This is a genomic window from Paenibacillus sp. J22P51 (genome assembly GCF_059692215.1).
In genome coordinates this window covers 957,731-972,032 of record NZ_JCAUAZ010000001.1, presented here as the reverse complement: position 1 = coordinate 972,032, position 14,302 = coordinate 957,731, and the positions used below count along the sequence as shown (strand labels likewise).

Genomic DNA, 14,302 nt, shown 5'->3' with positions numbered 1-14,302 from the left:
AACTACTCAAATAGGCAAAGGGGAATAGAACATGACAAGCTTTAATGACTTGGAGAGCAGCTGGCGAATTGAGAAAATCGAAAGTGTACGTATGAAGGGGGAACGCCGGAGATCGGCGGGCTGTAATGCTAGACTGGGTGTACATGGCAAAGAAGTCAGCTTCACGTTGCTTCGAATCACAATCGGTGGAATTGTAGGCTATGGCTGGTCCAATATATCGCGTGAAGCTGCTAAAGCTTTGATTGGGGCTACTGTTAATGAAATCTTCTCTGAGGAGCAATGGATTCAGGATGGCTTTCAGAAAATTCAGTTTCCACTATTCGATTGGCTTGGAAATGTTAGAAAAATTCCGGTATATGAGCTGCTGACGAATAAAAAGTGGACATCTCCGCTTAGTGTTCCGTGCTATGATACTTCCCTTTATTTTGATGACCTTCATCTAAGCTCTGAGATTGATGCGGTTCGCTTGCTTCAAGAAGAAGCTATGCAGGGATATAATGAAGGTTTCCGAGGCTTCAAAATCAAGGTGGGCCGCGGTGCCATGCATATGGATATGATGGAGGGTACGAGAAGAGATATTGCCATCGTCAATGGGATCAGAGATGTAGTAGGCCCAGATTGCAATATCTCCATCGATGCCAACAACGGATACAATTTGAACCTGACGAAGCATGTACTGAAAGAGACGGCTCAGTCTAAACTGCTCTGGATCGAGGAAGCCTTCCATGAGGATGAGATGCTGTACCGTAATTTGAAGGAATGGATGGTCGAACAGAAGCTGAATGTTATGATTACGGATGGTGAGGGACTGGCTGCCGGACCTATCGTTGAATGGGCGGAGCAGGGCTTGATTGATGCCATCCAGTATGATTTGAAAGACTATGGAATTGTCAACTGGTTAAAGCTTAGCCGAAGACTGGCCAAAAGCGGCGTTAAATCGGCTCCGCACAATTACAGTGGCTTCTATGGCAACTTCGCTTCCGCCCAGGTGTATCCTGCTATCGAAGGATTTACATTTGTAGAATGGGATCAATCGGAAATTCCAGGAATTGATGCGTCCGGCTATTCGATTAAGGATGGCAAAATAGTGCTGCCAGCCGATCCCGGTTTCGGATTACATATTGACGAAGCTAACTATGAGAGTAAGGTTCGTGAACACGGTTGGATAGTTTGCTAAACCTATTATTCTTGAATTTCTAGGATGAAAGAGGCGATATTTTTGGAATACCGTATGTTAGGGCGTTCAGGTTTACGGGTAAGCGAGGTTAGTCTTGGCTGTTGGGCAATTGGTGGCCCGTCCTGGCGGGACGGGAATCCCGTCGGTTGGTCGGGTAACGATGATGAAGAATCTATTGCAGGATTACGACGAGCACATGAGCTTGGTATCAATCATTTGGATACGGCCGATGTGTATGGAGATGGGCACTCGGAGAGGGTGATTGGGAGATTTTTGAAGGGGATTCCACGTGATTCTGTCGTCATTGCCTCTAAAGTTGGCTGGTTCAAGGGCACAGCGCCTAATGCCATGCAGCCAGTTCATATTCGTCATCAGCTGGAGCAGACATTAACCAATTTGGGTACGGATTACTTGGATATTTATTATTTTCATAACGCCAATTTCGGTCCAAACGATCAATATCTTGAAAGTGCGGCTGACACAATGCGCGAGCTTCAAAAAGAAGGCAAAGTGCGCGTTATCGGCCAATCGGCTTACAGTTATGCAGACTTTATGCGGGTATGCCCGATAACTCGTCCAGATGTGCTGCAGTTCCACTATAACGCTTTCGGTAACCAATTCGATCAACCGGAAACTAATCTATTCCGTTGGGCGGAGCAGCAAAATTTAGGCATGGTTCTTTTTGGGCCGCTTGCACAAGGATTGCTGCTGGATAAATTCGATCCAGAACATCCGCCTCAGTTTGGTGAAGGGGATGTAAGAGCGACGAATCAATCCTATTCGAAAGAGCGTTTGTTAGAAATCCGGAATAAGCTACAGCCAATCAAAGAGCACTTCGGCAGCAGTGTACAAGATTTGATTCGCGCAGCCATACAATTTTCACTGGATCAATCTTCCAATTGCTGTGTAATTCCCGGGTTTAAAAACGCTCGTCAGGTGGAGTCTAACGCTCTAGCCACAGGCCAACCGCTCACTAAGCAAGAAGTCGAGATCATTCAAAAAGCATTGCGATAAATGGGAATATATGAAGAGCAGGCAACATATTGTTGACCTGCTCTATATGTTTATTGGAGGGAAGTGCAATATGAAAGTACTTATAACGGGCGCAGGTGGAAATCTTGGCAGGGTTCTTGTTCCCGCTTTGATTGAGAGAGGGCACGAGCCGATCCTGATGGACTATCGCATCATGGATACCCCCTATTCTTTTATTCAAGGGGATATAACAAATAAAACGGACATTTTAAAGGCCGCCGATGGAGTCGATGCAATTGTACATGCAGCTGCTTTACATGGGATCCACCTCTCCAAGTATACGAGGGATGATTTTTGGAACCTGAATGTACAAGGGACTTTTAATGTCTATGAAGCGGCTAGGCAATGCGGGGTGTCCAAAGTTTTATTGTGCAGCACAATGGGCGTCTATGGTCAAAGTATTAGTGAAATTCCGGATGGTTTTGCACAGGTAACGGAAAATCTGCCGTTGATGGCTGGTGATTTTTACGGGGAAAGTAAAGTATTGTGTGAACAAATTGCGCAATTTTACAGCCGAAAGGATCGTATTCAGACAATTGCTTACCGTCTAGGTATGTTTGTCCCAGAAAGTTTTATACCCTATGGCTTCCGATTGCTAAAGGGAGGGGTTGATGACCGCGATGTGGCACAGGCATTTCTACTGGGGCTTGAGAATACTACCATTGATTTTGAAGTCTTTAACATTATGGCTGAGGTTCCTTTTTCGGAGAATGAATTTACGAGATGGCGCAAAGAACCATTGATACTCATGGAGGAGCACTTCCCCGGCTTTGCCGAACTGATCGCGCAGCAAGGTGAAGACTCAGAAGAACTTTTGCGCAGATGGGGCTATACCTATTGGTCGATTGAAAAAGCAAAGCAAAAGTTAGGATATCAGCCGAAACATAACTTTCCGGAATTTTATTCTGCTTTAAAAGAAGGCAATGAAAAATATTACCCTTATGCCAATCTTTCATGGTGGGGAGTGTAGTGATCTTCCGCAACATCTTGGTATCTGGTTTAGTTCTAAGTCTGAGACCGCGTTACGATATATCCTGAGTCATCCTACTGGATCTACGGTCATTCTTGGAAGGTCTTGTTGATACATTTTACGAGCGAACCATGAGTCTCCGACTAAATTTAAACACGAGCCATTTTGGTATCGTGTTTTTTTGTGCAGAAAACCATAGTTTTGGTTATCGGCCATAACAAGAGCGTGTCCGAGAAAACTCTGAGATCTATTGAAGCCGCACTGCGTGTGGGGAAAAAAGTGATTCTGGCGACGGGTCGTCCCATCCAAACTGTAAGGGCTACGGCAGAAATGCTGGGATTAAATCTGCCCTTGATTATTAATAATGGAAGTGAAGTTTGGCGACACCCAGAGGAACTGCATCAGAGACATGTACTGAGGCCAGAGTTGATCAGTCGCATGCTTGGACATATCAAGGTGTATGAAGATCGGGTCAGCTTCTGGGCCCGGTGGATACAATGATCTCGGCAACTCGAGCCGTTTCATCCGTACTTGCAACGCCTGTCGTCGATTGTAAAGAAGAAAGTGCGGGTCAATTTGTTGAAGTAAGTGAAGATTGCATTCAAATATTCGATTTGAAGATGGAGGAAGGTAAGGGAGTGCTAGTACGCCTTATCAACCATTCTGACCAAGAAGTCAATACGACGTTGCGCTTTCCAAACCGAATGATCGAAACGGCATACAGAACGAATGTATTGGAAGAGATTCAATCGGAGATATCCAGTATTGATGAGGGATTTTTTACCATAAAAATGGAAGCCAAACAAATGCAGCATATTCACGTCAATCTGAAAGGATAACTTGGATCGTATGATCACGCATGATAGGCAGGTTGCAGAGTAGGCGTAGCGGGTTGTAAGGTTTCGGGATGGTAGGTTGGTTCATTAGATTGGGATTGAAAATGCAGTAATGGTTACTGGCCCTACGAGAAATCGTAGGGCTATTTGAGCTCGATAATTGAAAGGGAATTCATCATTCCTTGAATCTCACGCTTTTTTCTGCTTACCCCCGAAATTTATCGAAGTAGTCTAGAACAAACTCGTGAAACTTCTCAGCTGCATACGACAAGTAGTGCTTCCTTGACCAGGCTAGTCCTAACGTGATGTTGTCCTCGAGATCGGTTATTTTGAGTTTGTTCTGTTTTAAGTTCATTCTAGATCTCCAAGCCAAATCTGGGGCAAATGTAATGCCAAGCCCTTTTTTTAACAGCAATAGAACCGCATCCACCTCATCCACTTCAATTTTCGTATGAGGTGTAAATCCTGCGGCTTTCATACACATTCTATCCGTTAATTTACGGAACCAAAAACCCGATCGTAATCCAATGAATGATTCATCTTTTAACTCCTTTAATGAAACACATTCACGTAGGGCTAAATGATGTTGATCTGGTACGAGCAAATGGATCTTTTCTGTTCGTAATGCCCTCCACTCGATATCAGGATCTTCTATTTGCGCATAAGTGATACACATGTCGATGTCCCCGTTTTCAAGCAACTGCTTCATAACAGATGTTGGTTCAACCACTTGACGAAAGTGCACATTCGGATAAAGCTCCAAAAAGTCTCCAAGCATTTCCGGTAATAGGTTTGTAAGTGAGACAGCAATCGTTATGCTTCCAAGGTCCAGTCCTGACATATCTCGGATTTCCCGTTGCGCTTCTTCTAGTTCATGAAAGGCATTTTCTACTCGCCTAAGAAGCACTTTGCCATATGCGTTCAGTCGTATATTGCGGCCTAGTCTGTCGAATAGCGGAACGCCAATATGATCTTCCAGTCTGGCGATTGTTATGCTCAGCGAAGGCTGGGTGACGTTTAATATTTTCGCAGCTTTCGTAATTTGTTCTAGTTTTGCAGTCGTAAGAAAGTATTGCAATTGAAGTAGCTCCAAAGTATTTTACCCTCCTAATATATAGATCAAAATCTATATATTATAGCTTATTATATATTTTACAGTATTAACCACCACTGATATTATTAAACTCAAAACTCAATGGGAACTAAGCTGACCGCGTTCATTGAGGATGGGCGTCTGGTGTAGAATTAATTTAATGGTACCCCTTTTAGCGGCTTCGTATATTTAAGAAAAATAATAATAACGATTCCATTTGAACATATAGGGGGACAAAAATGAGAACGTTTCAATCTAAGCTGTTGCTATTATTTATCATAATGACGCTATTACCGGTTATCGCATTGGGGTCCTATTCCTATCTGGTATCTGTTAATGCTGCTCGGGAGAACGCAGGCCAAGGTATGCAAGCTGCTCTGGAGCAAATGGGCAAAAATCTTGATTTCCAGATGCAGTTGTACAAGAAATCAATGGATTTTATGGTTACATCGAAAGACCTCCGAACGATTTTGTTTCAGAACAGTTTTGACAAGTCGAAAGTGGAAACGATGGACGCGTATTTTAACATGGATAATATCATGGGATCGCTATTTTATAAGAGTGAACCGGTTGGACCGATCGTATTTTATAAAAATAATCAGTTGGTATATGCGTATAATACATCGGAAAACGATGTTCTAAAGGAACTTGGAAAGAGTGAAATGTACCAAACCGACATGGAACACGAAGGCAGCATTCAGTTGCACAACATACAAATTGTAAAGAGCGAAACCGGTAATAAATATGATTACTATGTATTTGGAAGGCGGTTATACGATTATAATTACCAAGTGAAAGAAGCATACAACGCAGGGGTTTATCTGTTTGTTGAAGAAAAGAATTTTTCTGATATTTTTAGTAATGTAAAAAAAAGCGGCGCTGGCACGGTCATGATCTCAAATGGCAGCGGTAAAATACTTTCACATACGGAAAAACAAAAAATGGGTGGTCGTTTATCTGATGAAGGAATTACGAACGTTCCGTCTGATTTATTAACTGGGAGTTTTACTTCATCGATAAATGGGCAGAAAGTGATCATTGGTTACTACAAGCTTCCCCAATGGGATTTACAAGTCGTGCAAATGGTGCCGGAAGCTTTCTTCACGGGCAACATTGGATGGATAGCGAAATCAACGATTCTGTTTAGTTCCATCTTGTTTATCATCTTGCTGCTTGTCTCCTGGATGTTGGCTAGACGGTTCTCCGAGCCTGTCCGAACCTTGGTTGGAGCCATGAAAATCATGCAATCGGGTAATTTCGATGTTCGAATCGAGAAGCAATTTGATAATGAATTTAACCTATTGTCCAAGTCGTTTAACTTCATGGTCATCCGATTAAAGGAAACGGTTAACAGACTTTTGGAGGAAGAGAAGCGACGCGGAGAAATTGAATTTCAAATGCTCCAATATCAAATCAATCCTCACTTCGTTAATAATACGATTGGCTCAGTTAGGATGTATGCGCTCGCAGAGGGAGCTGACAAAATAGCAGAAGTTCTGCTTGTGCTTGGTCGATTGTTCCAAAGAACGCTAGGCAGCTCATCTCGGCTAATTAGCATCCGTAAGGAAATTTTGAACTTAGAAGATTTCATTCGAATCGAACGCATGCAATACATGACACACTTGACTGTCAATTATGAAATAGAAAAAGCGTATATGGACTATTTGATTCCGAATCTGCTACTACAACCATTAGTTGAAAACGCGATTTTTCATGGTTTCAGTAAAAGCATAAATCAACCGACTTTAACGATTTCAATTCAATTAGAGGGAGAGGACTTCATTCTATCCCTGCGAGATAATGGTGTGGGGATGACTAAGGAGAAAATCGAAGAAATTATGAATGGTGGCGGAGACATCAGTCGCCGTCTGAACAGAATCGGGATCAAGAATGTAGACCAAAGGCTCAAATTGTATTATGGCGAGTCATATGGCGTTCATTTAGATAGCAGTATAGGAATCGGTACGGTGGCCGTCATACGACTTCCGGCGCGTAAGGAGAAAGAGGTGGATCCTTCATGAAAAAGGTTATTATTGCAGACGACAATCTGATGGTCGTGGAGTCGCTAGATCGCCTAATCAAATGGGAGCAACTTGGCTTTAAGGTCGTCGCCAAAGCATCTAATGGGGCAGAAGCATTGGAAGCTATCAAGGCATGGGGAGGCGTTGATATCTTGATTACCGATATCAAGATGCCCGTCATGGATGGATTGGCATTAATTCGCGATATTCGAATGCTTGGCATTGATCATAAATCCATCGTACTTAGCTCCTATAACGAATTCCAGTTGGTTCGTGAAGCCATGCGCCTTGGCGCCTCGGAATACATTCTTAAAACGGAGCTTGATCCTTCTTTTCTTACGGAACTTCTTGGTACACTTGCCGAACAGCTTGATCAAGAACGAGAAATTACAAGAAGAGTAAAGTCGTGGGATGCGAAGTTGGATTCTACTATTCCAAACCATGAGGAATCCAGTCATGAGCTGTATGTAAACCGTAGGCATATTAAGGACCAGATGTTCCGGGAGCTTTGTCTCGGTTATTTGTCAGAGGACCAGTTTCTTATGCGAAAAAAGGAGTATCTAAATATTCGTTACCTTGCAGGGCGACATGAGGTGCTCTATGTGTCCGTCGATTACTATCAAAAGTTACTCGAATTGCGGTGGAAAGGTGATGAGCATTTATTATCCTTCGCGATCATCAACGTGATGGGCGAAATTTTGGATTCGGTCGATGGGGCTGACTTGTTCTACAATGGTTCGGGAGATTTCGTGATTATTAGGAGTATCCCCGATGTAGAACAGGAATGGAGCGAGGAATGGAGCGTTATATTCGAAAGGTGCTCACAAGCGTTGGATCGTTATCTTCGCGTTCGAATTTCTGGAGGGTTAAGCTCGGAGCAGTTGTCAACCAAGGCGATCTCGACTTTGTATCTTGAAGCGATGAAAGTGTGTCAATACCGCTTTATACTTGGCAAGGGGAAATTAATAACGGATCAAGACATTCTACGCTTGGGAAGTACGACGCTCTCCTTAAAAAACAGCAATGAACGTGTTGATCTGCTGCGCAATGCGTTGTCTGCCTTTCACCCGCAGTTAATGGAGCGGACGTTAAGCTCCTTGTATGTCAAGCAAGAGGAAATCGGACCCAGCAACTTCAATGAGGTGCTTCGGTTGTACGAAAAGTACTCGTTTGTGCTTATGGATTTTATCGAGCAAAATGGGCTTAAAGCCGTATGCGGACCTAATCTGGACAGCTTTAATGAAGTTATTTATGACCGTGAAGCTGTACCGGAGTTGAATCGTCGGTTAAATGGAATTATTATGCAAATAGCTAAAAGTATGGAAACGGGTAATAGTCATGTCCGTCAATTAATTAAGTATGTACAGAACAATTTCAAGGAAGAAATCACCTTGCAATCCGCAGCAGAACAATTAGGTGTGAGCAGCCCTTATTTAGGAAGGTTGGTACAGCAGGAGCTTAACATTAGTTTTAATGATTACTTGAATAACTTTCGCATCGAGCGTGCCAAGGAGTTACTCACTGAGGGAAAACTTAAAGTTTATGAAGTAGCTGAACAGGTAGGTTACGCAAGTACAGAGTATTTTAGCCGCATGTTTAAGAAATTCGTAGGCTTGAATCCAAAGGATTTTTTATCAGGTAAATATTCGTAAGGAGTTAGTTGAAATTGGAGATTGGAGGTGCATTAAAATGGTAAACAAAAGCAAGATCGCAGCAATCCTTTCAACACTGCTTGTCACAGTGGCCTTGATTGGATGCGGATCATCATCTTCATCACTTAAGAACGTAGCCGAAAGTATTAAACCAGTTGAACAGAAGAAATACGACATTAGAGTGTTTTCGACCCGTATTCAACCGAATCCAGATTCGGAAGTAATGAAACAAGTACAAGCAAAGCTTGGGCAGAATTTGATTATTACGGCTGTACCTGATGTAAACTATGACGAGAAGATGAATTTGTATTATGCCTCCAACGATCTTCCAGATGTATTTAGTGTCTTCTGGACCGATGAAATCTTGCAAAATGCCACGGCTAAATTTACGGAAGAAGATTTTAAAACCTACATGCCGCAATCCTATGCGATAGCCTTAAAGCAATATCAGGATTACGGTGAGACGAAAGAATCCATCTTTAAACGCTTCACAGTGGGTGGTAAATTGGCCGGTGTGTTTATAGGGCAAACCTTCAGCACTTATCCTTATGGTCTTGTCATTCGCAAAGACTTACTTGACGAATTTAGTTTGAAAACACCGCAAACATTGAGCGATTGGGAAGCGTTTCTTAACGTTTACAAGCAGAAATATCCGAACAAGTATCCAATCAGTGCTAGAGGTAGAGATGTTATTACACAGTCATTCTATCCCGTACTCGCTTCTTACGGAATAACTTATAATAATTGGCAATTAAAAGATGGCAAGTTGGTGTATCCTCCGTTTATGCAAGAGATGCGGGATGCACTGACAACGCTAAACAAGTGGTACAAAGCCGGCTATATCAATCCGGAATGGATCACGATGGATAGTAACACGCTTAACAATGAGTGGATCAATGGAAATACCGTATATTATCAATTTGCTTATTTGGGTACTAAAATTCAGCAACCATTCGATCCTGGCTCGATCTTTGAACAGCAGCTTGCCAAAAATCCTCAAGCTAAATTGGATTGGATTCCGTTCCCGAAAACGAAGGATAACATTAAACCTGCCTTGGATACGCATGAAGGTGTTCTATACGCACCGCTTGCATTCGGCAAACATTTGGAGAAAGATCCAGATAAACTGCACGCCGCCATGAGCGCAATAGATCAAATCCTGAATGATAAAGATTTGGTTATGCTGTTGAGCTATGGTATCCAAGGTAAAACGTATGATCTCGTGGATGGCTTGCCAGTTGTGAAGAAAGAATTTAATAACAATGACGCAAGAACTAAAGAAGGGTTCGGTTGGAGCGTACCAGGCGGTGTTAACTGGGATATTCAAAAATCGCTTAGCCCGAAGTACGTTCTCGATAATATTAATAAATATGCGGAAGATGCAAGTGGACTCTATTCAAAGGCGAATAATGAGTGGGCCTTCAGCCGTGTTAACGGTCCATTGCTTTCACCGTCTGGTGAAAATCTAGATACGAAAGGGAAAACCAAATTCGAAGAATATAACCGGATGTTTGCAGAGGTAGTTATCGGAACCAAGACGCTTGCCGATTTCGATAAGTTCATTGAGCAGTATAAGAAAGAAGTAGGCAATGAGATGACGGAAGCGGCAAACCGTCTCTACCTAAAGCAATGGTTAAAATAAAATAGTAAGAAAAAACACAAGGAAATGAGGCGCTCATTTTCTTGTGTTTTTTTGTTTCACTCATAATTAGTTCAGTATTTGTGCAGTTTCTTCATTCACATATATTCGCTCAACTTATACAATTTAACTATAGAAATCAGGAGGTCAGCCTATGAATCAAGCTGTGATAACAGGAACTAAGGAACGAACTCGAAGCCAATCGAAAAGCAAAGTTAAACAAACACTAAGAACAATAATGAAACAAAAATATTTGTTTCTTCTCATGCTGCCTGGATTGGTATACTTTATCATTTTTAAGTATGGCCCCATGTACGGAATTCTACTCGCCTTTAAGGATTTTAATCCGATAGATGGGATCACAGGCAGCCCGTGGGTAGGATTTAAACATTTTAAACCGATCTTTGATCAACCGAGCATAACGCAGGTCATATACAATACGTTACGGATCAGCGCATTAAAAATTGTGATCGGATTTCCTTTTCCTATTATATTTGCACTTATGCTCAACGAGGTTATGTCGAGCGGGATGAAACGATTTGTTCAAACGATATCCTATCTGCCGCATTTCTTGTCTTGGGTAGTCGTTTCCGGAATTGTATTCCAGTTGTTTTCTCCTAGTTACGGTATTTATGGTTTTATTTACCACTTGTTTGGATGGAAGACAGAAGTATTACTTACACAGCCGGGTCCATTTATAGCCATTTTGATCGGTTCGGATATTTGGAAAGAAGTTGGTTTTTCAAGTGTTATTTTCTTGGCAGCCATTGTAGGGATTAACGCCGAGTTATACGAAGTGGCCAAAATCGATGGCGCAGGCCGCTTCAAACAACTATTATACATTACGCTTCCGAGTCTTCTGCCTATCATAAGCATCATGTTCATATTACGGCTAGGAAGTGTGTTGGATGCCGGTTTTGATCAAGTCTTGAGTTTATACAATCCGCTTGTTTTCGGAGTGTCTGATATCATCGATACCTATGTGTACCGGATCGGTCTTGAAGGCTTCCAATTTAGCTTCGCAACCGCTGTTGGGCTTTGCAAAGGGGTAGTTGCTCTGATACTGATTGTTTCCACGAACTGGATCGTGCGAAAATTTACGGATCATTCGATCTGGTGATGCGAAAGAAAGAAGGGGAAAGGCATGAAATCTAAACATACGTTAGCGGAAAAGTCGTTTAATATTATTAATATTTCTTTGTTGTTGTTCTTGTGTCTCACCATCGTGTATCCGTTCTGGCAGCAAGTCGTCATTTCGTTTAGCAAGCCAGATGAAGCGAGAGTTATCGGGTTGCATCTTTTTACAAGCCATCCGACTTTTGATTCTTACAAGCGAATTTTTCTCGATGGAACGATATTAAAGGCATATTATTGGACGATATACCGGACGGTATTAGGTACGTTCTTGACGGTCGTTGTAAGCGCAATGCTTGCTTATCCGCTGTCCAAGCCGCAATTATGGGGACGCAAGTTTTGGATGTGGATTGTCGTGTTTACGATGTTTTTTGGCGGAGGTCTCATACCGACTTATCTTCTAATTCGCAACCTCCATTTATTTAATACGATTTGGGCCTTGGTATTGCCTGGGTTAGTCACCGCGTGGAACATCATCATTCTGCGAAATTTCTTCTACTCCATACCAGAAGAATTGGAAGAGAGCGCTCGAATAGACGGAGCCAATGATTTGTTGATCTTCTTCCGTATCGTCGTCCCGTTATCCGCACCCGTCATTGCGACAGTTACGCTTTGGACGATGGTTGCTCATTGGAATGCCTGGTTCGATGCGATCATGTATACGACTGGCGGAAACATCAGAATTTTGCAAGTGGTACTTCGAGAAGTGCTGATTAATGCCAATGATATGTTAGGTGCACAAAATCTAACAAACATGACTGAGTTGCAAATGCAGGGGCAGCAGTATTCGCCTGAATCCGTTAAATCTGCGATTCTCATGGCTGTCATCATTCCGATCGTATGCGTTTATCCATTCCTGCAAAAATATTTCGTTAAAGGCATTATGGTTGGTGCTGTAAAAGGATAATGGTATATCGGTGTAAACCTTTATATATATAATTTTTCACAAAAACAGGAGGGTTCTTAAATGGCTAAAAAAACAGTAGTTGCTGCATCACTTTCTTCTTTACTTCTTGCATCTGCATTGACAGGGTGTGCCAAAGACAACTCGGCTAGCTCGACTAGCTCACCAGCAGCTTCAGCTGCAGCAACAGCTGCAGCTACACCGGCAGTAGCAAAAAAGTACGATATTAAAATGTTTATGGGTCGTTTCACGCCGAACCCTGATTCAGAAAATATGAAAGCGATTGTCGCAAAGTTGGGTCAAAACCTGACCATTACAGGAGCGCCTGATGCAGACTTCCCTCAGAAGATGAATCTGCTTTATGCTGCTAATGAAATACCGGATATCTTTGCAAGTTGGGATCCAGAAATGTTGAAGAATGCATCCGCTAAATACACGGAAGACGATCTTAAGAAATACATGCCAAATTTGTATGCGCTTGCACTAAAACAATATCAGGCAGCTGGTTTGACCAAAGAACAAGTCTTTAGTCGCTTTACGGTAGATGGCAAAATCGCGGGCTTCTTTGCTGGCCAACAATCATCTACCTATCCTTACGGGCTTGTGGTCCGTAAAGATATCCTTGATGAACTGGGTTTAAAAACACCGGTGACCGTGGATGACTGGGAAGCCTTCTTTAAAGCCTTCAAGCAAAAGTATCCAAACAAGTATCCGGTAACTGCCAGAGGCAAAGATGCGATGCAACAAACGTTGTACTTCTTACTTGCGGCATACGGTGTGAATTTCGATACGTGGCAAATTAAGAATGGCAAGATGGAATATTCCTTCTTTATGCCCGAAATGCGTGAAGCAATGGCAACAGCAAACAAGTGGTATAAAGCAGGCTATATCAATCCGGAATTTGTAACGATGGACAACGCTGCGCTCAATAATGAATGGATTAATGGGAATACGGTTATCTATCAATATGCAGCCTTAAACAACAAAATTGCAGCGCCGTTCGATCCAGGCTCCATTTGGGAACAAGCGACAACTAAAAACCCACAGGCTAAAATGGAATGGGTTGCTTTCCCGAAATCCAAACCTGATACGAAGCCGGCTCTTGGAACCTATGAACTTATTTTGGCTCAACCTTTGATCTTCGGTAAGCAATTAGAGAAAGATCCGGATAAATTGCACGCTGCTATGGGCGTTGTAGACAAGCTCAGAACAGACAACGAACTTCAAATGATGGTAGCCCGCGGAATTGCAGGAAAAACGTATGATATGGTTGATGGTGTACCTACGATCAAGAAGGAACTGAATAATGCTGATGCTTTCTTAAAAGAAGGTTTCAACATGCTTATGCCAGCTGGAGAGAATTGGGACTTTACAAAGACATTGTTCCCTAAGATTTACGGCGACAATATCAAAAAATACGCCGAAGATGCGTCGGGACTCTATTCGAAAACGAACAACGTATGGAATTTCACGAAAGTCAATGGTCCTCTGAAAACGCCAGCTGGCGAAGATTTGACTCCTAAAGTGAACACGAAGATTGCAGAGTTCAAACAAATGTTCGCAGCAGTGATAACAGGTGCTAAATCGTTAGAAGATTACGACAAATATGTTGAACAAACTAAGAAAGAAATTGGAAATGACATGACGGAAGCGGCAAATCGTTTGTATTTGAAGCAATGGCAATAATAGAAACAGCATGACGTATGGGGCAAGACACTGCAAAATCTTGGAACTAAACAATGTAGGGGGACCGTCAGACGCGGTCTCCTTTACTTTTTGAAATTCGTGTACGCGAGTACATTTTCTTATGAATTATTAATTTGTTCTGTTTATTATTAGTTTTT

12 protein-coding genes are annotated in these 14,302 nt (G+C 42.3%); 11 read left to right on the top strand and 1 reads right to left on the bottom strand.

Annotated features, from left to right (window positions below; all coding sequences use genetic code 11):
• Nucleotides 1-31: 31 nt before the first annotated feature.
• The 5 genes from AC58QC_RS03765 (at nt 32) to AC58QC_RS03745 (ending at nt 4,018) form a co-directional block, all read left to right on the top strand.
• On the top strand, nt 32-1,177 hold the full coding sequence (locus AC58QC_RS03765; RefSeq protein WP_497413856.1) for an enolase C-terminal domain-like protein: 1,146 nt from the start codon (nt 32-34) through the stop codon (nt 1,175-1,177).
• A gap of 42 nt (nt 1,178-1,219) precedes the next feature.
• A complete protein-coding gene (locus tag AC58QC_RS03760) occupies nt 1,220-2,191 on the top strand; it encodes an aldo/keto reductase (protein WP_497413855.1) in 972 nt (323 codons plus the stop codon).
• 70 nt (nt 2,192-2,261) lie between these two features.
• A complete protein-coding gene (locus AC58QC_RS03755; protein WP_497413854.1) occupies nt 2,262-3,179 on the top strand; it encodes an NAD-dependent epimerase/dehydratase family protein in 918 nt (305 codons plus the stop codon).
• Nucleotides 3,180-3,362: 183 nt separating this feature from the next.
• On the top strand, nt 3,363-3,680 hold the full coding sequence (locus tag AC58QC_RS03750) for an HAD family hydrolase (protein WP_497413853.1): 318 nt from the start codon (nt 3,363-3,365) through the stop codon (nt 3,678-3,680).
• Nucleotides 3,677-4,018 (top strand): glycosyl hydrolase-related protein, encoded by a 342-nt coding sequence (locus tag AC58QC_RS03745; protein WP_497413852.1) that lies wholly within the window; start codon nt 3,677-3,679, stop codon nt 4,016-4,018. Before AC58QC_RS03750 ends, AC58QC_RS03745 begins: the two co-directional genes overlap by 4 nt.
• A 202-nt stretch (nt 4,019-4,220) precedes the next feature.
• Here AC58QC_RS03745 and AC58QC_RS03740 read toward each other — a convergent pair whose 3' ends face one another.
• The gene (locus AC58QC_RS03740; protein WP_497413851.1) at nt 4,221-5,108 is read right to left on the bottom strand and encodes a LysR family transcriptional regulator; all 888 of its coding nucleotides are present in this window, start codon (nt 5,106-5,108) and stop codon (nt 4,221-4,223) included.
• Nucleotides 5,109-5,347: 239 nt separating this feature from the next.
• On the opposite strand from AC58QC_RS03740, the gene AC58QC_RS03735 reads away from it, so the two are divergent.
• The 6 genes from AC58QC_RS03735 (at nt 5,348) to AC58QC_RS03710 (ending at nt 14,144) form a co-directional block, all read left to right on the top strand.
• Complete coding sequence (locus AC58QC_RS03735; RefSeq protein WP_497413850.1) at nt 5,348-7,129, top strand: cache domain-containing sensor histidine kinase; 1,782 nt, start codon at nt 5,348-5,350, stop codon at nt 7,127-7,129.
• Entirely contained in the window at nt 7,126-8,781 is a 1,656-nt protein-coding gene (locus AC58QC_RS03730; RefSeq protein ID WP_497413849.1) for a response regulator transcription factor, read from the top strand. The genes AC58QC_RS03735 and AC58QC_RS03730 overlap by 4 nt, the downstream gene beginning before the upstream one ends.
• Nucleotides 8,782-8,818: 37 nt before the next feature.
• Nucleotides 8,819-10,423 carry a type 2 periplasmic-binding domain-containing protein gene (locus tag AC58QC_RS03725; RefSeq protein ID WP_497413848.1) on the top strand — a complete coding sequence of 535 codons (1,605 nt, stop codon included), beginning with the start codon at nt 8,819-8,821 and terminating at the stop codon, nt 10,421-10,423.
• Nucleotides 10,424-10,574: 151 nt separating this feature from the next.
• Nucleotides 10,575-11,540 carry an ABC transporter permease gene (locus AC58QC_RS03720; protein ID WP_497413847.1) on the top strand — a complete coding sequence of 322 codons (966 nt, stop codon included), beginning with the start codon at nt 10,575-10,577 and terminating at the stop codon, nt 11,538-11,540.
• A gap of 24 nt (nt 11,541-11,564) precedes the next feature.
• Nucleotides 11,565-12,461, top strand: a complete 897-nt coding sequence (locus AC58QC_RS03715; RefSeq protein WP_497413846.1) for a carbohydrate ABC transporter permease — start codon at nt 11,565-11,567, stop codon at nt 12,459-12,461.
• A 60-nt stretch (nt 12,462-12,521) separates the two neighbouring features.
• Nucleotides 12,522-14,144 (top strand): type 2 periplasmic-binding domain-containing protein, encoded by a 1,623-nt coding sequence (locus AC58QC_RS03710; RefSeq protein WP_497413845.1) that lies wholly within the window; start codon nt 12,522-12,524, stop codon nt 14,142-14,144.
• Nucleotides 14,145-14,302: the final 158 nt, after the last annotated feature.